This is a genomic window from Ruegeria sp. 6PALISEP08 (assembly GCF_001238295.1).
GTDB lineage: Bacteria > Pseudomonadota > Alphaproteobacteria > Rhodobacterales > Rhodobacteraceae > Ruegeria.
This window is the reverse complement of record NZ_LGXZ01000011.1, coordinates 109,756-131,860: the sequence shown is the minus strand read 5'-3', so window position 1 is coordinate 131,860 and position 22,105 is coordinate 109,756. Positions and strand designations below refer to the sequence as shown.

The window sequence follows — 22,105 nt, the reverse complement described above, 5'->3', positions numbered from 1 at the left end:
AAGTCGTATTGCCTCTGATGTGCAGTATTCGCCGAGGAAATTCCAGTACTAAGCCCGTATCCAGTCAAGACTGCTGGATGTTCGCGATGTCGAAGGCGTGTATTCCGCACTGACCCAACCGGTATATCCCGCAGCGTCCATGGCTGAGAACAAACTTTGGAAATCCGTTGGTCCGCGTCCGGGTTCAGATCGGTCAGGGGCCGCGCCGATCTGTGCGTGGATGACCTGCGGGTGAAAGCGATCCCAAACCGCTTGTGCATCGCCGTGGATCATATGTGCGTGAAAACTGTCATATTGCAGGCCGACATTCGGGCGATTCACACGATCCAACACCTCGGCAGCCAAATCGTAGTCGTTCAGGAAATACTCAGGCTGCGACATCGGATTGAGCGGTTCTATCGTGAACTTCTGTCGTGGCGCAGTATCGGCGGCCCATTGCAGGTTTTGTACAAAGCACGCCAGCGCGTCCGGCCCCGAGGCATACCCCGACATAATGTGGATGAGCCCAGGACACAGCACATCGGCATAGCGAAGGACGCGGCGGATATCCGACTGAAACCGAACCTCGCCACCCGGAACGGCAGCATATCCCGGCTGACCGCCGGTGTAGTTGGGTGGAGGAGCGTTGATCAGAACCAGTTCCAACCCGTTGGCAAGCAAGGCGCGGTGGGTTTCTTTTGCGGCCACGTCATATGGGAACAAGATTTCGACAGCGGTGAAACCCACATCAGCGGCGGCCTGAAACCGTTCGAGATAAGGCAGTTCGGTAAAGAGCAGCGAAAGGTTGGCGGCGAATCTGGGCATGAAAGGTCTTTGGTTGCGGCAGCTCGACCCTAACCGCCTCGCGGTTTCCGGGGAAGGGACTGAAAACGACAAGTTGTCGAAAATCGGCCAGATCGTGGTTGAAGGATCAGGGACAGTCGGGCGGTAACAGCGAATCATTTTTCACGCTGCACCAACAAAAGGTTTGGACCCTATGGCGATGAGCCCGGAACCCGCGCGCGGGGTGACTCTTTTTATGCCTGCTGGCCGCAACTCGGCCCTGTCCGGCAATGGTCTGGCGGTGGCTTCGATGATGGCCTGGGCTGCGGGTTTCCCCGCCGCTGAGATCCTGTTGCAAAGCTGGCCACCTGTGGCACTGCTAGCGGCGCGTCTGGCATTGGCAGTGGCTGTGATGGTGCCGCTTTGGTTCCTTCTGGACGGACCCAGCCGTGTACTGAGGGCCAAATGGGGGCGGGCGATGGTCATTGGCGGATTCGGTTTTGGGATCAGCATGTTTCTTCTGATCCTTGCGCAAAAACTGACAGATCCCGTCACCGTTGCAATTATTGCGTCCTGTGCACCACTGGCGGCCACATTGCTGGAACTTGCTGCGGGCACACGGCGTCTGAAGTGGAACTTTGCACTTGGCGTTTTGGTGTCGATTGTAGGTGGTTTGATAGCAACCAGCGCCAGTTCACCGGAACAACTGGGGCTGGGTGCGGTCTGCGCAATCGCTTCAACCGGTCTGTTTTGCTGGGGTAGCATGGCAACGGCACGGGACTTTCCCGAGCTCAGCCAGCTCGGCCGCGCCACGATCACCTTTACCGGTGGGTTGCTGATGGCCAGTGTCCTGTGTTTTGGGGCCGCGCAACTGGGTATGGATGTAATGCCGAGTGCGGCGGTTGATGCGCAGCAGATCGGAATGCTCGCGATCTATGCGCTGATTGCCATGGGGCTCAGCCAGGTTCTGTTCATCGCTTCGGTTGGTAAATTGGGCGTTGCGTTGGCGTCGTTCCACATCAACATCGCGCCGTTTTATGTGATGCTGATCATGCTGATGCTGGGGGAAGACTGGAGCTGGACCCGCGCGCTGGGCGCGGGTGTTGTTGCTCTGGCCGTTGTGGTTGCGCAGGATCGGGCACCACGAGAGGTCCGTGGATCAGCCAAGTTCGGCTGAGGGGATCAACCCAAAGAAGTTCTGGCCAGACCAAACGCCGAACCAGCCGTCATGATGGGTGCCAATCTCGACAAGGCGATAGAAACTTTTGCGATCAATGCGCGCCTCAAGGTTCGATCGGATCAGGATGTAGGGTGAGGGTTCCTGCGTTTCCGGATCGATGACGATCCGAATCGGATGTTCTGCCCCGGCAATGGCGTGATCGCCGACATGAGTGGTAAAAGTCAGGCTTTGATGTTCGCTCTCACCTTCACGGTCGAAATCTACGGCTACAAAAGGGGCGTCCTCGACAGTGATTCCCACCTTCTCGACCGGTGTGACGAGGTAGTATTTCCCATCTTCTTTCTTAAGAATTGAGGAAAATAGCTTCACCAGCTCGAAACGGTTGATGGGCGAGCCTAAATAACTCCAGGTGCCATCTTTTGCGATATGGATGTCCAGATCGCCGCAAAACGGGGGATTCCACAGGTGAACGGGCGGTAAACCCTTGGTTTTGGTCGCTTTGACTGATGCAGCCAGACCATCGGGCGAAGGTTTCACAGGTTTTTGTCCGCTCATTGCTTTTGCCATTTCCTCTTAGCGCGATACACTTCATCTATAATAGTCCACGGAAGGGAAAGTCATGACCGAACCTGCCGACCTCGTAGCCGAGATCGAAGCGCTGGAAACCAAGCTGCAAGAGGCCAAGTCCTCGATCACCCGCCGCTTCATCGGGCAGGAAAGGGTTGTGGACCTGACCCTGACCGCGCTTCTGTGCGGCGGTCATGCGCTGCTGATTGGTTTGCCGGGGCTGGGCAAGACACGTCTGGTCGAGACATTGTCGACGGTGATGGGCCTTCATGGCAATCGCATTCAGTTCACACCTGACCTGATGCCGGCCGATATTCTGGGGTCTGAGGTTCTGGATACTGCGGATGATGGATCGCGGCATTTCCGTTTTATCTCTGGCCCGATCTTTTGCCAGTTGCTGATGGCGGACGAGATCAACCGTGCCAGCCCGCGAACGCAGTCGGCGCTGCTGCAGGCGATGCAGGAACGTACAGTGACCGTGGCGGGCGAAGATCGCTCGCTTGGGACGCCATTTCACGTTTTGGCCACGCAAAACCCGATTGAGCAGGAAGGCACCTATCCTCTGCCCGAAGCGCAGCTGGACCGTTTTCTGGTTCAAATCGACGTCGAATATCCAGATCGGCAGACAGAGCGCGATATTCTGCTGGCCACAACCGGTGTGGAAGAGGAAGAGGCGCATCAGATATTCAGCAAGGATGACCTGTTGGCGGCCCAAACCCTGTTGCGCCGGATGCCGGTGGGCGAGTCGGTGGTCGAATTGATCCTCGATCTGGTTCGCGCCTTCCGGCCCGAAGAAGCTGGCGCATCCGAGCGCGTTGCAGAAACGGTGGCCTGGGGCCCCGGCCCACGCGCAGCGCAGGCGCTGATGATGACAGTGCGGGCGCGTGCGATGCTGCAGGGGCGTTTGGCCCCGAATGCCGAAGATGTTCTGGATATGGCCCGGCCGGTGCTCAGCCACCGGATGGCGTTGAACTTTGCGGCGCGGGCTCGGGGTGACAGCCTTGCTGAGCTGATTGACTCGACGGCTGCCGGTCTGATCCGCACCGAGGCTGCGGCGTGAATGCCGCGCTGACCCTTCGCGAAAGATCCGAGGCCGAGGCATCACGGCTGCCGCCCCTATTGGCGCGAGCAGAGCATTTGGCCGGAACCGTTCTGCTGGGCGACCACGGTCGACGGCGGTCCGGAATGGGAGATGATTTCTGGCAATACCGTCCTGCGCAAATCGGGGACAGCCGCCGTATGATTGACCATCGCCGCTCGGCGCGGGGGGATCAGCAATTTGTGCGGGAACGGGAATGGCAGATCGCGCAATCGGTGATGCTCTGGGTCGATCAGGGGGCGTCGATGCGGTTTGCGTCCGACAAATCGCTGCCGACAAAGACAGATCGTGCCCGTCTGCTGGGGCTGGCGACCTCGATTTTACTGGTGCGCGGCGGTGAGCGCGTCGGCCTGACCGGTACAAAGTTGCCGCCCCGGCGCGGCAATGCGCAGATCATCCGCCTGGCACAAGCCTGGTCCGAAGATGATCACGCGGATTATGCCCCACCTGAACACCGCGCCATGATCCCTCATGCCCACGCGGTGTTTATTTCGGATTTTCTGGGTCCTATGGACGAAGTTGAATTGGCCCTGACCAAAGCTGCTGACCGTGGCGTGCGCGGCGTGGTCCTGCAAGTACTGGATCCGGGCGAAGAGACATTTCCATATCGGGGCCGGACGATTTTCGAAAGCGTCGGAGGATCCGTCCGGCACGAAACGCTTAAGGCCGCCGAGCTGCGGGATCGCTATCTGGAACGACTTGCACGCCGCAAGGATGCCCTGACGCAGCTATGCCGTGCGACCGGCTGGCAATTGGGTCTGCACCACACAGACGATAGCGCGCAAGCGGCTCTATTGTGGCTCTATCGGGCCTTGGATGGGGGCACGCGATGACGGTTCTGGCGGGCATTGGCTTTACCGCGCCATGGATTTTGCTGGGTCTTCTGACCCTGCCGATCTTGTGGCTCATCCTGCGCGCAGTACCACCTGCGCCGATCCGTCGGTTGTTCCCGGCGGTCACGCTGTTGCTGGGGCTGAAGGATGACGAAAGTGTCTCGGACCGCACGCCATGGTGGCTGTTACTGCTTAGGATGCTTGCGGCTGCGGCCATCATCATCGGTCTGGCCGGGCCGGTTTTGAATCCATCAAGGGATGAGACTGGCACCGGGCCGCTGCTGCTGGTTCTGGATGCCAGTTGGGCCGGTGCCACGCGCTGGTCGGCCACGCTGGACCAGATTGACACACAGCTGTCAGAGGCCGGGCGCGCGGGCCGTACCGTTGCAATTATGCGCCTGACCGAGCCGGAAACGCCTGTTTTTCAAGCGGCTGAGGCATGGCGCGGGCGCCTTCCGGGGCTGACACCGAACCCTTGGCAACCGACCGCAGATCAGATTTCGCAAACCATTTCTGCTTTGGATGCAGTTGATGGCAGCTTTGACACCCATTGGTTTAGCGACAGGTTGGACTATGCCCAACATGCCGGGCTGGTCTCTGCCTTGCAGGCGCGTGGTGATGTGACGGTTTATCAGGGGGCGTCTCGGCCCATTGCGATCCAGCCTGCGGCCTATCAGGACGGTCTGATCCAACTCACTTTACAGCGGGCAGGTCCCGGCCCGGAGGAGCGGGTGACGGTTTTGGCGCAAGGTCGCGACCCGGCGGGCACGGCACGGGTGCTGCATTCGGTCGACCTGACCTTTGAAGCCGGGGAAACCTCGGTGCAGGTCGAACTGGCGCTGCCTTCGGAATTGCGGGCACGGATTACGCGGTTCGAAATTCAGGGCCAACGGTCCGCCGGGGCCGTGACCCTGACTGATGACAGCTTGCGCCGACGCGAGGTTTCGCTGATTGCAGGAACCCTGAACCGAGAGGGGCTGGAGTTGTTGTCGCCTCTACATTACCTGACGCAGGTTCTGAACCCCACGGCAGATTTTGTCGATGGCGGCCTGCTTGAGGTTCTGCCTGCGAACCCGGATGTGATCGTTCTGTCGGATGTCGCGCAGATGTCTGATACGGAAGAGGCCGGTCTGATCGAATGGGTCGAACAAGGTGGCCTGCTGCTGCGGTTTGCCGGTCCGCGTATGGCGGCCAGCGATCTGGGGAGGGACATCGAAGATACCCTGTTGCCCGTACGGCTGCGAAGCGGCGGGCGATCCGTTGGTGGAGCGATGAGCTGGGGCGAGGCCAAGACATTGGCTTCGTTCCCCGAGAATTCACCGTTCAATGGTTTGGACATCCCGGACGATGTGGTCGTTTCGACCCAAGTCATGGCCCAACCAGACCCGAATCTTGCCGATCGCGTGATTGCCTCGCTTTCTGATGGCACACCTTTGGTGACGCGCAAGGCGTTGGGATTGGGGCAGGTGGTGCTGTTCCATGTCACTGCGGACGCTGAATGGTCTAGCCTGCCGCTGTCGGGCCTGTTTGTCGAGATGCTGGATCGTCTGGCCGTGGCCTCTGCCGCGAAGTCCCGGCAAGAGGCGCAGTTGCAGGGCACGACATGGGAGCCGGTACAAGTCATGGATGGGTTTGGCACCTTGTCGGATGCTGGTACGTTGGTCGGTGTGGATGGGGTACAGTTGATTTCGGGCCAGATCGGGCCAGAACTGCGCCCGGGTCTGTATGAAAGCGGTAAGCAGAAACTGGCGCTGAACGTTGTTTCCGAGGATACCGAACTGCGCCCGGTGGTCTGGCCCGCCAATGTTCCGATCAAAGGACAGGAGATCAGCACCGAAACTCCGCTCGGTGGCCTGCTCCTCAGCTTCGCTCTGATCTTGCTCACGATCGACGTGGTCGCGTCTTTGGCCTTGTCTGGCCGATTGGGTTTGGCACGCGCAGCCGCTGGGATTCTGGCCGCGTTTCTGTTGGTGCCCGAAGTTCAGGCGCAGACGCAGGAAGATACCGAGTTCGCCTTGGCGGCAACGCATGAACTTGTTTTGGCGCATGTGCTGACGGGTGACGCACAGGTGGACGATATTGCACAGGCCGGGCTGCGGGGATTGGCGCAAACCTTGTTTTATCGCACCTCAGTCGAACCTTCCGAACCTATTGGTGTGGATCTGGAACGCGATGAGCTGGCATTCTTCCCGTTGCTCTACTGGCCGATTTCCCCAAGCCAGCCTCAGCCTTCCGCCGAAGCTTATGTGAAACTGAATGCTTACCTGCGCTCGGGTGGGATGATCCTGTTCGACACGCGTGACGCAGATATCGCTGGCTTCGGTGCGTCCAGCCCGAATGGTCGCAAGTTGCAGCAACTGGCCGGACCGCTGAATATCCCTGCGTTAGAGCCGATTCCACGCGATCACGTCCTGACCAGAACCTTCTATCTGTTACAGGATTTCCCGGGTCGTTACTCCGGTACCGAGGTCTGGGTCGAAGCTGCGCCACTGGATGCGGAACAGATCGAAGGGATGCCGTTCCGTAACCTCAACGATAACGTGACACCCGTAGTCATCGGTGGAAATGACTGGGCTGGGGCCTGGGCCGTGGATCGCAACGGCCAGGCCCTGCTGCCGGTCGGACGCGGATATGCGGGGGAACGGCAACGCGAACTGGCCAATCGTTTTGGCGTCAATCTGGTGATGCATGTGCTGACCGGGAACTACAAATCCGATCAGGTCCACGTGCCCGCCCTTCTGGACAGGCTAGGACAATGACCGGAACCGTCATATTCGACCCGCTGATTCCGTGGCCCGTTCTGGCCGCTGTGGGTGCGATTGCCGTGACAGGGATTGCACTGGCCCTGAGGCGTGGCCTGTCAGGCTGGGCCTTGCGGGGTTTGGCGGCTTTGGTGGTTCTCGCCGCGCTGTCTGGCCCGGTTTATCAGATTGAAGATCGCGCGCTGCTGACAGATATCGTTTTGATGATCGAGGATGAAAGCGCCAGCCAAACGCTTTCGGACCGGGCCGAACAAACTGCGCAGGCTGCCGAGGAACTTGCTGCCGAGATTGAGGCGCGCAACAATACGGAACTGCGCCGCATTCAGGTTGGCGACGGGGGTGGGGATGAGGGTACGCAAGTTATGGCGGCCCTGAATGAGGCTTTGGCCGAAGAACCCCGGGCCCGTATCGCTGGCATCCTGGTGGTGTCGGACGGGATCGTGCACGATGTTGATCAGGCCCCGGACCTGCCTGCGCCGATGCACCTGTTGCAAACCGGACGTGAAAGTGACTGGGATCGCAGGCTTATCGTCCGCAATGCACCTGCCTTTGCCATAATCGGCGAGCCGGTCACGTTGACCCTGCGGGTGGATGACAGCGGAGCTGCTCCGGCAGGCGCGGTTACCGCGCCGTTGGAGATTTCTGTAGATGGTGCCGCACCTGAACAGTTCAGCATTCCCATTGGTCGTGATGTTGAGCTGCCCATCACGCTGCCCCATGGCGGGCGTAACGTCATTCAGTTCTCTGTGCCTCGGGCCGAGGGTGAATTGACCGACCGCAACAACACTGCCCTGATTCAGATGAACGGCGTTCGGGATCGTTTGCGCGTTCTGTTGGTCTCGGGTGAGCCGCATCCCGGGGGGCGCACATGGCGCAATCTGTTGAAGTCCGACAGTTCGGTCGACTTGGTGCATTTCACCATCTTGCGTCCGCCCGAAAAACAGGACGGCGTGCCCGTTGATGAACTTTCGTTGATCGCATTTCCAACACGTGAGCTGTTTTTGGAAAAGATCAACGATTTCGATCTGATCATCTTCGATCGGTATAAGCGGCGCGGCATCTTGCCTGCGATCTATCTGGACAACGTCACCAGTTACATCAACGACGGTGGTGCGGTTTTGATTGCGGCCGGTCCTGATTTCGCCAGTGCCGACAGCATCTTCCGGTCTCCGCTGGCGCCGATTTTACCAGCTCAGCCCTCAGCACGGGTGTTCGAAGAGCGTTATGTGCCGATGGTCAGTGATTTGGGGCAGCGGCATCCGGTGACAACCAATCTTGGCGATTCCGAGGATTGGGGGGCTTGGTTGCGTCAGATCGACGTGAATCATCGCTCGGGCGAGGTTTTGATGACAGGCATTGACGAACGCCCGCTGCTGGTTCTGGACCGCGTTGGCGAAGGGCGCGTTGCGATGCTGGCCTCGGATCATGCTTGGCTATGGAGTCGGGGTTTTGAAGGCGGTGGTCCGCAACTGGAGCTGCTGCGCAGGCTGGCCCATTGGATGATGAAAGAACCCGAACTGGAGGAAGAGGCGTTATGGGCCGAGGCCAACGGTCAATCCATGCGGATCATTCGCCAGACCCTTGAAGATGACGTGGGGCCGGTGACGGTGACACGCCCGAATGGCGAGACATTAGAGATCACATTGGAAGAGGTCTCTCCAGGCCGGTTCGAAGCGCGATATTATGGGCCAGAGATTGGTCTTTATCGTTTGCAGGAAGGCGACCATATGGCCGTGATTGGCCTTGGTCCCGCCGCACCGAAGGAGTTTGAACGCACCATCGCAACCAGTGATGTTCTGGAACCGGTCCTGGCCAGTATGCGGGGTGGCGTGATCCGGCTGGAGGACGGCTTGCCATCGATCCGCAACGTGCGCGCTGGGCGTCCTGCGGCAGGCCGGGGCTGGATCGGTCTGACCCCACGCGATGCTTATGAGACACGGGACGTCACGCAGGCCGGCCTGCTGCCGCCCTGGCTGGTTCTGTTGCTGGCAGGAGGTTTCCTGTTGGGTGGTTGGCTGCGCGAAGGGCGGCGCTAATCAATCCTGATTGCTGCCCGGTCCGAAAGGCCCTGCGCATCCACCACAACGAGCGAGGTAAAACCGGCCCCTGGATTGGGGATTTCGAACTCTCGCTGCCGTTGTCCGGTCAATACGGGAACGCCATCTGCCAGCACTGAAAATGGCCCGACGCCCCCGCGCAGTTTGACTGTCAGAGGTGCTCCAAACGTCTCTAACACGGCGTTGTCAGGCGGGAACAGCAAGTCCGGCGCGGACGGATCATTTTCGAAAGCCGCAGTGCGGGGGCGAAAACGCTGCAAGGGTTGAGGCAATTGTGCCGCGCCCACGAGCAGGGTTGAGGGAGGTGGCGGGCGCAGCGGGGCAAGTTCGGGTTTCAATAGGCTGAATGCCTCAGCCAGAAGAGGCGCAGCAAGATCGCCCCCAAATGCGCCGGGAACAGGCGTTCCATCCGCGCGACCCAGCCAGACTCCGATGACGTGCTGCCCGTCAAAGCCGATGGCCCAGGCATCGCGGTGGCCGTAAGACGTGCCGGTTTTGTAGGCAAGCGCCCCTGTCGCGCCGCCAGCGGGGGCTGAAACCCCGGCCAGAATGTCTGCGACCTGCCAGGCAGAGGTGTCTGACAAAACGCGCGGGGTCTGCCGCGTTTCAGCCAACGCGTCATGATGCAGAATCGGACCTTGCCCACCGGCTGCCAGAGTGGCGTAGATCTGTACCAGATCGAGCAGGCTTAACCCAACGCCACCCAAAGAGATCGCCAATCCCGGCGTGCCGCCGTTCAGACGCGGTTTTGATCCGGCGAAGCGTAATGCCGACATAACACGCGCGGCCCCCAACGCATTCGTCAGGCGTACAACAGGGATGTTGAGCGACAATTGCAGGGCGTCACGAATCCTTACATCGCCACGGAAAGCGCCATCGAAGTTGCGCGGGGCGTACCGGCCAAACATCACGGGGCTGTCGCTGATCAGGGTTTCAGGATGGGCCAGCCCCTGATCGAATGCTAACCCATAGACCAGCGGTTTCAGGGTCGACCCAGGCGACCGCAGGGCTTGAGTCATATCCACAAAACCCTGTCGTGCATCCTGATAACCGGCCGAACCGACCGAGGCCAGAACTCCACCGCTGCGATGATCCGCCACGATCAGCGCCCCGGATATTCGCGGCCCGGCACGGGTGGCGGCCTGTGCGACCAAAGTCTCCAACCGGGCCTGCAATCCGACATCCAGGGTCAGATCAAAGGCGCTGGTCGCGGGCGCTTGCCGCTTTACGCGGTCGGTCAAATGTGGTGCGAGGCGCGGAAACGGTTTCATTCGATCCGGAAGACGTTCGGTCAGAGCCGCATGTGTTTCAGCCCGGGTCAGGACGCCAAAGCGCTCGAGCCTGCGCAGAACCCGGTCACGTGCTTTCCGGGTCGCCTCTGGCCTGCGATCCGGGCGCCGGGCCTCTGGGGATTGTGGCAGCGCGACCAACAAGGCCGCCTGTGCCGCGGTCAACCGGGCTGCGTCTTTGCCAAACCACGCACGGGTGCCGGCGCGAATACCTTCCAGATTGCCACCATAAGGAGCGTGGGTCAGGTACAGGTCCAGAATCTGCTTCTTGCTTAGCCGCCGCTCCAATGCAAATGCGACCCTAACTTGCCGAAATTTGCCACGCCACCGCCCGGTCGAGCCATCCTCGATCAATCGCGCGACCTGCATGGTCAAGGTGGACCCACCCGACACCGTACGCCCATTCCACAGGCTTTGCCCCGCTGCCCGCAGCATTGCGATCGGGTCCACACCGGCGTGGGTCCAGAATCGTTTGTCCTCATACCGGATGAGCATGGCGGTGAAATTTGGATCGACCGCGCCGGGCAACAACCTCCAGATACCATCCTCGACTGGAAACGCGCGTAAAAGGTCGCCGTTCCGGTCTCGCATCTCAACCGATGTTTCGGCCAGAAACGGGGGAAGCACCGTGGCGTCAACCCAGCGGTCAACGCCATCCCGTGCCAGCGCAGTCATAAATAAGGCACCAGCCAGTACGAGCAAAAATCGCGACGACCTAGGCATCGCAGAAACCCAAGTAGTGATATGGCACCAGAACGATCACTGAACTTCAACCCGACCAGTAGACGTCCATGCGCGGTTCTGAGGGCGGTACATATCCTCGACCGAGGCCGCGGGATGATTGAACACACCTGGCGTAACCGCACGGGCGACATAGGCCAGCGTCACGGTTTCACGCCCGGACAGATCAACTGCGGCCAGGAAACGGTCTGAACGGAACTCGGTATGGGTGGCATCCGACAAATCCAGCCAATCCAGGGATCGCAAATCGCCTGAACGCAGCAGGCTGGGGTTGTCAATCTCGATCCCGGCGGCAAGTGGATCATCCACCATCAACCGCGCGCCACCGCCTTCAAACGGCGTTACCGTCAGAACGGTGACGAACCGGTCACCCACAGTGAAACTGCTTGCGTCGATCAGATCACCATCCATCGAATAGTACCGCCGCTCAATCGCGTAGCCGGTGCCGCCCGCTTCGGGCGGGGTTTCCGGAATCCCAGTGACCGTCAGGGTGATATCCGTCGCCTGACCGTCCATGGCCGTGATGTTGACCTCATCTGACTGTCCTGACTGCAGAACCTGCACAAACGGACCGGAAACCGGCGTGCCATTGACCGTCAGGCCCGACCCAGTCGGGTCAGAAACCAACGCGTGCGCTGCCAGCAGGGACCACGTGGCCTCTTGCGTGGACAATGGCGCGGCGCCCGCGCTTACCCTTTGGATCAAAGCGTCGCGGTCAACCGCCTCGCTGCCCGCGCCCACGGCAAGGGTCAGCAGACCCGCCGCATCCCGCAGGTGGGTGCCGTAATCTGCGCGCCAGTAGTTTTCCGGTTCGTCGGGCACCTGTTCCAGCATCCGTGCGGCACGGTTGAACATCGCGTCAGCTCGGGTCTGGTCGCCGTAGGATGCCAGTGCTGCGCCCAACTGTGCCAGCGCCAAAGGAGTGTCGAACGCATCCCCTTTGACGTCCGCGTAATAGCGCAGATCACCCATCGACGCGGCGCCTTCCCGCGCCAGAACCATAAGGGCATAGGCAATATCCTGACCGTCTTCGTCGAAATCGGGCGCATAGTTGACCCTGTTCCGAAGGTTATCCATCGCCTGCGCAAAGGCCCGGTCCTGCACAGGATGTCCCTGAGCACGGGCGCGGGACAGGAAGTCGGTCACATATGCGTCCAGCCAGAAGTCACCGCTGCCAGCGCGCCACAGACCAAAGGCGCCGTTTGCGGCCTGACGGGTCAGGATGCTGCGGATCGAGTCCGTGATGCGCTGATCCACCACCGGACCGTCCCCCAGCCCCGAGGCTTGCGCGACGGATGACAGATAGAGCAGCGGCAGGGCTTTACTGGTGATCTGTTCGGTGCAGCCATACGGGTATCGATCCAACTGATCCAATAGACCCGGCGTGTCGAATTTCGCAAACGCTCCGGCAGACAGGATGGCTTTGGCCGAGCCGGCCTGGAACCCGTCAAACACGTCCTGCGAAAAAAGGAAGCTGTCTCCGGCACCCAGTGCAAAACGCCGTGTCTGGGCAATCACCGGATCGGTTGCCCGCACGGGCATCCGCAAGGTCTGTGACAGGTCGCGCCCGTCCGGCGTGGTGATCGAAACACCGATTTCCGGGTCGCCGACGACATTCGCCGTGATCGGGACGTCGAACACCGCCTTGCCGCCGTCCTCCAACACAAAGCTGGTTGGTGCCGCGCCCAGTTCCAAGCCGCCCGATGCGGTCAGGCCAAGTGCCATGTCTCCGGATGTGCCTTCGGCATGAACGATCTCAACCCGCATCCGGCTTTGATCGCCTGGGGCCAAGAACCGCGGCAGGCTGGCGGTGACGACCACCGGGTCGCGGACGATCATCTCGGCTTCGGCTTGACCAACCGCTTTGGGTGACCACGCGACGGCCATCAATCGGACGGTTCCGTTGAAGGCGGGCAGGGGGATGTCGATCTCAACCTCTCCATCCGCGCCGACCTGCACCGGGCCGCTGAACACAGCCATCAGGTCCTGCGTTGGCGGTGGAGACTGACGGCGCATCCCGTTATCGGCGTCACCGCCGGATCGAACCGTGCCCATCGCTCCGTTCATACCGTCGATCAGACGCCCATAGACATCGCGCAGATCGACACCCAGACGACGTTGTCCAAAATAATATCCCTGCGGGTCCGGGCTTTCGAACCCGGTCAGGTTCAGAATGCCCACATCCACAGCGGCCAGAGTCAGCCAGACAGGATCGCTCTCCGAAGCGTTTTCGACCCTAACGCGGGCTTTTTGCGTCTGTCGAGGCGAAGTGATCTCGGGTACGTCAATGGCGACAGTCAACTTACGGCCTGCCGGATCGATGGTGGCGTGGGCCACACCCATGGCACGCGCCGGGTTCTGGCCTGCCGCGACATCCATCGGACGGATCACCGTGGCGGTTACATAGGCTCCTGCACCCCAATCCTGTGTGATCTCTATCGGGATCACGGATTCACCTTCCGGCACCTCGACCATCTGGCGATGGATCAGCCGGTTCGAAAGGACGTCGATCTGGGCGACACCCGCCATGCGCGGGACAATCCGGAGCTGCGCAGTATCACCTGCGCTGTAGGTGTCACGGTCCAGCGACATCTCAAGCCGGTCCGGCGTCGTCGACGCGTCAGCGGCCTGATACCAACCCGCATAGAAATCGACGGCAGTTTCGGCATATGCCCCGTCGATCCGCTGCACCACCAATTCATAACGGCCCCAATCCACAGGCTGCGTCAGCGTCAATGGGTCTGTCGCGAAGTCTACTTCACCCGTGGCAATGCGTGTACGGCGGGTTGTCGGTTCCCAATTCCAATCCCCATAAAGCTGATACCATTGATATCGCGTTTCAACCTTGTTCAGCGTCCAGCGCAGGCGCATCGGGCTAGGGGTCAGATCAGGGGCGAGGCCAACGATCTGGAACGCCGCCTCGGTGCCTTCCGGGATGACGTCTTCGAACAGAGATTTGACACCGATCACAGGTTGCGGCGGCAGAACCGGAGCAGTCAGGCGACGTTCAACCGGACGGCCCGAGCCATCGGTCAATCTTGCGATGATCTCGGCCTCAATAGGTTTTCCTTCAGTGTCTAACTCGGGGATTTCGACGGCAACAGTGGCCTGGCCTGCCGCGTCAGTGCGCATGTCACCAAAATACGTGCTCTTGATCGAAGTCTCGGTATCGTAACGGCCAAAGCGATAGCCTTCATAGCCCGGGATGGTATCTGCTGGGCGGGCAATGACCTGACCGTCGATGCTCAAATCCGAACCGGGCGCACCGAAGAGATAACGCGCATCGATAGAAAGCGGGGGGGTGTCGCCCGGGCGCAAAGGTGCGCTGGGCAGGGTCAGATCGAAATCGATACGCTCAGGCAGAAAATCCTCGACCAGCACCGTCTGACGCGCCAGCGCCTCGCCTTTGGGGTCGGACTTTATCTCGATCTTCCATGCCCCACGCGGAACGTCAGCGGCAACGGGCAAGCCAAAGACATGCCCCCCGGCGACGCCGCCATCCGAGACTGACCGGCGGTATTCAACCCCGTCCGGACGATACAGGATCGCAGTGAGTGGCAGTCCTTCAATGGCTTGTGCTTCGCCATCGCGGGATAGCGCAGTGGCATGGATGACTTCTCCGGCCCGATACGCACCACGGTCTGTGGTCAGGAAGACATCAACCGGCCCCGCGGGCGGGCGCCCTTCAACGCCGCGGTCCGACAGGTCAAAAGCGGGATCAGTCAGGGACAAAAAGCTGAAATCGTTGTCCTCGGCGGCCATCACCAAGGCAGGTGCACTGGCTCCTTTCCCGCGGATCAGGCCGGGTGCGAAGGCGGCATAGCCGGTTTCATCGGTCTGCGCCGTTGCGATGACTGCGTTTGCGTTTGTGACCAGCGAAACCTCGACCCCTTTGCGCGGCGCGGCATCGCTTAGGCCGCGCACGGTCACGTGCAGCCCATCCGTGCCAAGCGCGGTGCTGATCCCCAGATCGGACAGTACAAACCACTGCGTAGCGCCGGGGTCGTCATAGGGATCGGCCCCTGGAACGCGGGCCGTCAGCGCATAGATGCCAGCAGGCTGATCGGCGATGGCCTCCGCCATGGGCAGACGTGCCGTCATGGTCTGGTTCAACTGGTTGGAAACCTCGGCTGTGCCGGTCCAGATATCTTCGGCAATCTCGTCCGAGAATTCTTCTTCCTGCCATTCGCTGAGCGGACGGCCAAAGAAGTCCTGTTGCACAGCGCGCAACAGGTTGCGGTCACTGACCCGTCGCAGGATCAGATCCAGATCGGTGACATTGACGGTTTCGACAGGCAGTGCTGCGTCAGCAGATTTCGGAAGGACATAGCTGCGTCCGGGAAAGCGAACCGAAGGCGTCCGGTCGCGCACATAGTGGGTCAGTTCAATATTGCGGTTCAGGGCTTCACCTGAGGTGGCAGGCAAACCCTGGCGCACTGTCAAGCGATAGCGCTGGCCATGTGCCACCCCATCGACGCAGAGTTGCTTGTCCTCGGCCTGCACGACCAGCCCGTCTTCGCTGCGCTGAACGAAAGGATCGTAGTCGACCCCGGCCTTGACCAGCGGTTCGGAAAACTCAACACAGATTCGAGGTGCGGCGGCATCGCTATCGACCGAGCTGTCGACCACGCGGAAACCGTATTTTCCAATGGCGTTGTCCAGCGCGGCCAACACATCCTCACGCGGTTGCACCTGCTCGGCAAGGCGCAGAACAGGAATCATGTCACGCCCGCGCTCAACCTCTTCCAGCGCGTTTGCCATAGTCATCAGCGCCGCGATCTGAGTGCCCGGGGCCTCGGCGCGCAGATAGCCATTGATCGCAGCATTCAGTGCACGATCGCGCAGATCCCGTCGTTCGTTCCAGCCCGAGGGGTTCATAGTCAGCAACAGGCGTGCGTATTCCACCCACAGATCCGGTGCATCGCTGAGCGATACGGCAACGCCAGTCCATTGCATCGCTTGCGTGACACTGCTCGCATTGCGTGCCGCATCCAGAACAGCTTGCAGGTCATGCTCGCCAGCAGGGTGCAGGAAACCCAAATCTCGAGCTTGTTTCGTTACTGTATTCAGATCGGAAGACCCCAGTGCATTCAAGGTTTCGGCACGCGTTTTTCCCAATGTTAGGGCCTGTTGAGAGTTCTGTACCTTTTGCGCTGACAGAGCCCCTTGATAGGTCTCTTGTCGATTCACGCCGCTTTTGGGAAAGCACGCATCAGATCGGGTGTTGTAGGTGAATGCCGTACACTGTGCAGTGGCAGAACAGGCCTGAATGCAGGATTTCAGATCGGTGTCGAACAGTGCGTCCAGATCCGAGCCATAATAATCCGTGTCCCGTGAGGTAATATATCGGAATTCAGGCATCGCATCCTGCGCCAGTACGGCAGCGGGTAGGATCAGCAGTGAAAAGATGTAAGTAATTGAAATAAAAACAAAGCGGTGCATGGTGCCCTCCTCTTTGAACCGAAGTTTGCATGGCGCATGCCTGTCGCGCAACGGCTTAAACAGTTTTTCATTCTCTGCCGCGATGGTGGGGCCTGAACGTCCCGGAATCGATCATCATGAATCTTGCACACAAACTGGCACAGGAACGGCGTGCACGTCTGGCGGCCGAGCGTATGCTGGCCCTGAAACAGGCCGAGCTTTCGGCGGCCAACCGGAAACTGGGTCAGCACGCCATGGCGTTGACCAAACGTATTGGTGAAACACAGGCCGAAGTTGAAACCGTTCGGGATGAGAATGAGAAGGTCAAATCTGATCTGACCGTCGCCCATGCCAAGATCGAGGTTGCCGAACGCCGTCTATGGCATTCGATCCAAACCATTCAGGATGGGTTTGCCTTTTTCGACGGAGATGGTCGGCTGATCGGGGCCAACACCGCGTATCTGAGCGCTTTTGACGGGCTGGATGAAGTGGCACCCGGGATAACCTACACCCGTATTCTGGAATTGTTGACGACCGAAGGCATCGTCGACATTGGCGATGAATCCGCCGATGAATGGTGCGCCAGAATGCAGGCGCGCTGGAACCGTGCCAACCCGCCACCAATTGTGCTGCAACTGTGGAACGGGCAGTACATCCGTCTGATCGATCAGCGGGGCAATGGTGGTGACGTGGTCAGCCTTGCCCTTAACATAACCGCCTCGGTCCGGCATGAGACCGAGTTGAGAACGGCGCGTGAACGGGCCGAAGCGGCCAACCGTGCGAAGTCTGCGTTTCTGGCCAACATGAGCCACGAAATCCGCACGCCGATGAATGGTATCGTCGGGATGAGCGAGTTGCTGGGCGAAACCCCGCTGGATGAAGAGCAGCAGCTTTATGTCAATACTATCCGTAATTCGGGCGAGGCCCTGCTTGTCATCATCAATGACGTGCTGGATTACTCGAAGATCGAAGCTGACAAACTTGTTCTGCACCCCGAACACTTCGATCTGGAACGCTGCATTCTGGAGGTCGCAATGTTGTTGCAGCCCAGCGTGCGGGACAAGGGCCTGACGCTGCTGGTGGACTATGACCTGTTCTTGCCCACGCTGTTTGTCGGTGATCCCGGCCGAATACGGCAAGTCCTGACCAATTTGGTTGGCAACGCGGTCAAATTCACGTCCGAAGGGCATGTTCTGATCCGGGTCACCGGTGTGCCCCACCCTGACACACAGACCTGCGATATTCATGTTGCCATCGAAGATACGGGCATCGGTGTCGAGGCCGAAAAAATCAGCCATATCTTCGGCGAGTTCAATCAAGTGGAAGACGATCGCAATCGTCAGTTCGAAGGCACCGGGTTGGGCCTCGCCATCACCAAGCGCTTGATTTCCATGATGGAGGGCGCGGTTTGGGTTGAAAGCGAATTGGGTAAAGGGTCATGTTTCGGTTTTCGCATCTCCCTGCCCACGGCCGAAGGTCCGCAGCCCGAACCGCCGAACCTGGCGGACTGCGTCAAACATGTGATGGTGGTTGAGGATCTAGCTGTAAACCGGGCCATTCTGTCGAAACAGCTTGGCCGATTGGGTGCCGAAGTGACCGTCTGCGCATCTGGGGGAGAGGCGCTGGCAAAGATGAACGATCAAGTTGAACTTGTGTTGTGTGATCATGATCTGCCGGACATGGACGGGTTGGACCTTGCAACTTCGCTCAAAGATCGGGGCTGGGGGGATCTGTCGGTTATTGTGATGCCCACAAATCCCGGCCTGATCCACACTCACCCGGCACGCGACCTGATCGAAGGGGTTCTACAGAAACCCATCCCCCGATCCGAACTGTATAGCAGGCTGATGGTGCTCAAGGACCATTCCCAAAGCCCTTCCCAGCTTAGAAAGTTGAAATCAGTCTCTAATAAGGGTGAATTTACAACAACCAAAGTCCGACGCATGAGAATCCTCGCGGCAGAAGACAATCGCACCAACCAACTGATCCTAAAAAAGATGGTCAAGGATCTGAACATCGAGCTGAGATTTGCATCTCATGGGTTTGAGGCTGTTGATATCTATCAGGACTTCCAACCCGATCTGATTTTCATGGATATCTCAATGCCAAAAATGGACGGCAAACAGGCCACCGCTGAAATCCGTCGGCTCGAGGTTGAAACCGGCCGTCATGTACCCATCGTTGCCCTGACCGCCCACGCAATGGCCGGAGATGATGAGGGGATATTATCTGCGGGGCTTGATCACTACTTGACCAAGCCACTGCACAAAAACCTCATTCACCAGATGATCCTGCAACATCAACCCGATGATGTCAGCCAGGTTGTGCCTCTTGAAGACGATAATCATGTTGTACCCGGCGGTGACAGCAAGAGGGGTCCTGCTTCATCTGGCTAGAAATAACCCGGGGTGCGCGAGGCGCAGGCCCCTCGCTTCCTTCCTTGGCCGCAAGCGCAACCAAATTTACCAATGAAATTCAGACCGTGTAGGGTCTCACAAAGACCGGTTTGTCCACCTCAGAAAGGTCAGCACGATATACGTACCCTCCTGTGTCGAATTCCTGCAGTGCCTTGGGATCGGTCAGGCGGTGCTGGATGATATACCGCGCCATCGCACCGCGGGCTTTTTTGGCAAAGAAGCTGACGATCTTCGGGGTGCCGTTTTTGTCTTCCATGAAGACCGGCGTGACGACCCGAAGTTTTAGGGCTTTTGGGTCAACAGCGCCAAAATACTCCTGGCTGGCGCAATTGATCAAAACATCACTGTCAATTTCGGAGCCTTGGGTATTCAGCGCTTTGCTGAGTTGGTTGCCCCAATATTCATAAAGGCTTTTGCCACGCCGGGTTTTCAGTTTGCTGCCCATCTCCAGCCGATAAGGCTGAATCGCATCCAGCGGTCGCAGCACGCCATACAGCCCTGACAGAATGCGCAAATGGTCCTGGGCCCACGCCAGTTCGTCAGTGTCAAGTGAACTGGCCTCAAGCCCCTGATAGGTGTCACCCGCAAAAGCAAGCGCCGCGGGGCGCGTGGCCTCGGCCTCGGGCGCGTCCGTAAAGGCGCGATAGCGGTCGCGGTTCAGGCGTGCGAGATCGTCGCTGAGGTCCATCAGCTTTTTCAGATCGCCAAGCGTCAGGTTCCGTGCGGTCTTCGATAGACGGATCGCGTCATCCTGAAAGTCGGGTTGTGTGACCGCGACATTCCGTTCTGCCCAGTCCAGCCGCTTGGCCGGGGAAATCACTACCAGCATATCCGCCCTCTTTCCTTGCCTGAATTGGCGTATCTAGCCCGCCTCACGCAGCACGTCCAGAAAGGCAGCGCCAAACCTTTCGTGACGTCGATCGCCCAGCACCGTCTCGATCCCGCGAGAGTCATCGGGCCGCATCTGCGCCACCTTTGCCAATTGCGAAGCCGAGCAGGTCAGTGGCTTGTCGATTCCATCGGGGCCGCGCGATAACTGAGACTGCACTTCGAGCAAACGGTCATAAATCTCGCCCTGATCCCGCCCGGCCAGTTTGCGCCGCGCCGGGTGAACGACCTCAACCGCTCCTGCGATGACTTCAAGGAAAGTGTCACCATAGCGTTCCAGCTTTTTGGCACCGACTCCACCAATCCGTGCCACATCGTCCAGTGTCATAGGTCGTTTTTCAGCCATTTCGATCAAGGTGCGGTCAGTGAAGATGACATAGGCTGGAACGCGCGCAGATTCCGCCAAAGCACGGCGTTTGGCCTTGAGCGCCGACAGCAGCGGCGCGTCTTCCTCGGACACCATGGCTTTCACCGCTGGTCGGCGTGTTGTCTTGCGCAGGGTGTCTTTGCGCAGGTTGATCTTCGCCTTCCCCTTGAGAATCGGTTTGGCTGACTCGGTCATGCGCAACGCGCCATGACGCTCGGGGTCGGGACGGACCAAATCATGCCCCATCATTTGTCGAAAGATCGCCTGCCACTGCGGGCGCGACCATTCTTTGCCGATGCCCCAGGTGGACAGATCATCGTGACGACGTGCGCGGGTTTTATCGGTCTCATTCCCCTGAAGAATGTCGATCAAATGGCCGCTTCCGAACCACTCCTCAGTGCGAAGGATCGCGGATAGGGCCATGCGAACCGGTGTTGTGCCATCAAAAACCTCGGGCGGCGTATCGCATAGGTCGCATTTGCCACAGGGCACGGCCTGTTCGCCAAAATAGCCCAGCAAGGTCTGGCGGCGACATTCCAGCGCCTCGGCCAAGCCAAGCAAAGCGTTCAGCCTTGCATGATCGGCCATGCGGCGCTCGGGAGGAGCCAGCCCTTCGTCTATCTGCGACCGCCGCAGGCGGATATCGTCGGGGCCGAACAAGGTGAGCGTTTCGGCGGGGCCGCCGTCGCGCCCTGCGCGCCCGATTTCCTGATAATAGGCCTCGATGGATTTGGGCAAGTCCGCATGGGCCACCCAGCGGATATCGGGTTTGTCGATGCCCATGCCAAAGGCCACGGTGGCCACGACAATCAGACCGTCCTCGCGTGCGAAACGGGTCTCGACGATGCGACGATCCTCGGGGTCCATCCCACCGTGGTAATGGCAAGCAGTGTGGCCTTCGGCGCGCAGGGCCTGGGCCAGGACCTCGGTCTTGTTGCGGGTGCCGCAATAGACGATGCCGGATTGCCCTTTGCGTGCGGCTGCAAAATCGAGGATCTGTTTACGCGGCCCGTCCTTGGCGGCAAACGCCAGATGGATATTGGGCCGGTCGAACCCGCGCAGAAACTTGCGCGGCTCGATATCGTCAAACAGTTTCTCGACAATCTCGTCCTGGGTTTCTGCATCCGCTGTGGCTGTGAAGGCGGCGAGAGGGACGTTCAGTGCCCGCCGCAACTCGCCGATCCGCAGGTAATCGGGGCGGAAATCGTGGCCCCATTGGCTGACGCAATGCGCCTCATCCACGGCAATCAGGCTTACATTGATCCGGCGCAACATGCCCAGCGCCGACCCGGCAGCCAGACGTTCAGGCGCCATATAAAGCAGCTTGAGCCGCCCGGCTTCCAAAGCTTCCCACACCGCGTCGGTCTCTTCGGGTGTGTTGCCCGAGGTCAGCGCCCCGGCCTCAACCCCGGCTTCCTGCAGTCCGCGCACCTGATCGCGCATCAAGGCGATCAGCGGTGAAATCACCACCGTCACACCGTCGCGCAGCAAGGCAGGCAACTGGAAGCATAGGGATTTCCCGCCCCCAGTGGGCATGATGGCCAGCACGTTTTCGCCAGCGGTCACGGCATCGACAATCTCTTCCTGCCCGGGGCGGAAGTCGTCGAATCCAAAGACATCTCGCAACAAGGGTGCGGAGTCGAACATCTGTGGGGTTGCCCTGTTTTAAGGTTTATCTGCTCTTAAGACAGGACAATCACATACTAAGATTCGGTGAACAAG

Annotated in this window: 12 protein-coding genes; 6 read left to right on the top strand and 6 right to left on the bottom strand. The window is 59.6% G+C overall.

The features are described 5' to 3' along the window. Nucleotides 1-48: 48 nt before the first annotated feature. The gene (locus ALB80_RS16355) at nt 49-804 is read right to left on the bottom strand and encodes a hydroxypyruvate isomerase family protein (RefSeq protein WP_050605163.1); all 756 of its coding nucleotides are present in this window, start codon (nt 802-804) and stop codon (nt 49-51) included. Between the two features lie 178 nt (nt 805-982). On the opposite strand from ALB80_RS16355, the gene ALB80_RS16350 reads away from it, so the two are divergent. Then, nucleotides 983-1,939, top strand: coding sequence for a DMT family transporter (locus ALB80_RS16350; RefSeq protein WP_253276895.1), 957 nt, complete (start codon nt 983-985; stop codon nt 1,937-1,939). Here ALB80_RS16350 and ALB80_RS16345 read toward each other — a convergent pair. After that, on the bottom strand, nt 1,922-2,497 hold the full coding sequence (locus ALB80_RS16345) for a DUF1285 domain-containing protein (protein WP_050605162.1): 576 nt from the start codon (nt 2,495-2,497) through the stop codon (nt 1,922-1,924). The genes ALB80_RS16350 and ALB80_RS16345 overlap by 18 nt on opposite strands. A gap of 64 nt (nt 2,498-2,561) precedes the next feature. Between ALB80_RS16345 and ALB80_RS16340 the strand changes: the two genes are divergently transcribed. The 4 genes from ALB80_RS16340 to ALB80_RS16325 are packed head-to-tail and all read left to right on the top strand — an operon-like array spanning nt 2,562 to nt 9,239. Beyond that, nucleotides 2,562-3,569 (top strand): MoxR family ATPase, encoded by a 1,008-nt coding sequence (locus ALB80_RS16340; RefSeq protein WP_050605161.1) that lies wholly within the window; start codon nt 2,562-2,564, stop codon nt 3,567-3,569. Further along, a complete protein-coding gene (locus tag ALB80_RS16335; RefSeq protein WP_050605160.1) occupies nt 3,566-4,441 on the top strand; it encodes a DUF58 domain-containing protein in 876 nt (291 codons plus the stop codon). The genes ALB80_RS16340 and ALB80_RS16335 overlap by 4 nt, the downstream gene beginning before the upstream one ends. After that, on the top strand, nt 4,438-7,200 hold the full coding sequence (locus ALB80_RS16330; protein ID WP_050605159.1) for a DUF4159 domain-containing protein: 2,763 nt from the start codon (nt 4,438-4,440) through the stop codon (nt 7,198-7,200). Before ALB80_RS16335 ends, ALB80_RS16330 begins: the two co-directional genes overlap by 4 nt. Further along, the gene (locus tag ALB80_RS16325) at nt 7,197-9,239 is read left to right on the top strand and encodes a hypothetical protein (RefSeq protein WP_050605158.1); all 2,043 of its coding nucleotides are present in this window, start codon (nt 7,197-7,199) and stop codon (nt 9,237-9,239) included. The genes ALB80_RS16330 and ALB80_RS16325 overlap by 4 nt, the downstream gene beginning before the upstream one ends. Here ALB80_RS16325 and pbpC read toward each other — a convergent pair. Together pbpC and ALB80_RS16315 are read right to left on the bottom strand one after the other, a co-directional pair. Then, entirely contained in the window at nt 9,236-11,224 is a 1,989-nt protein-coding gene (pbpC, locus tag ALB80_RS16320; RefSeq protein ID WP_050605157.1) for a penicillin-binding protein 1C, read from the bottom strand. The genes ALB80_RS16325 and pbpC overlap by 4 nt on opposite strands. An 84-nt stretch (nt 11,225-11,308) precedes the next feature. Continuing rightward, the gene (locus ALB80_RS16315) at nt 11,309-16,732 is read right to left on the bottom strand and encodes an alpha-2-macroglobulin family protein (RefSeq protein ID WP_083445335.1); all 5,424 of its coding nucleotides are present in this window, start codon (nt 16,730-16,732) and stop codon (nt 11,309-11,311) included. A gap of 116 nt (nt 16,733-16,848) precedes the next feature. Between ALB80_RS16315 and ALB80_RS16310 the strand changes: the two genes are divergently transcribed. Next, nucleotides 16,849-19,107, top strand: coding sequence for a response regulator (locus tag ALB80_RS16310; RefSeq protein WP_050605156.1), 2,259 nt, complete (start codon nt 16,849-16,851; stop codon nt 19,105-19,107). Between the two features lie 79 nt (nt 19,108-19,186). Here ALB80_RS16310 and yaaA read toward each other — a convergent pair whose 3' ends face one another. Further along, a complete protein-coding gene (gene yaaA / locus ALB80_RS16305; RefSeq protein ID WP_050605155.1) occupies nt 19,187-19,957 on the bottom strand; it encodes a peroxide stress protein YaaA in 771 nt (256 codons plus the stop codon). A 33-nt stretch (nt 19,958-19,990) separates the two neighbouring features. After that, nucleotides 19,991-22,030 carry a DNA helicase RecQ gene (gene recQ, locus ALB80_RS16300; RefSeq protein ID WP_050605154.1) on the bottom strand — a complete coding sequence of 680 codons (2,040 nt, stop codon included), beginning with the start codon at nt 22,028-22,030 and terminating at the stop codon, nt 19,991-19,993. Nucleotides 22,031-22,105 lie beyond the last annotated feature (75 nt).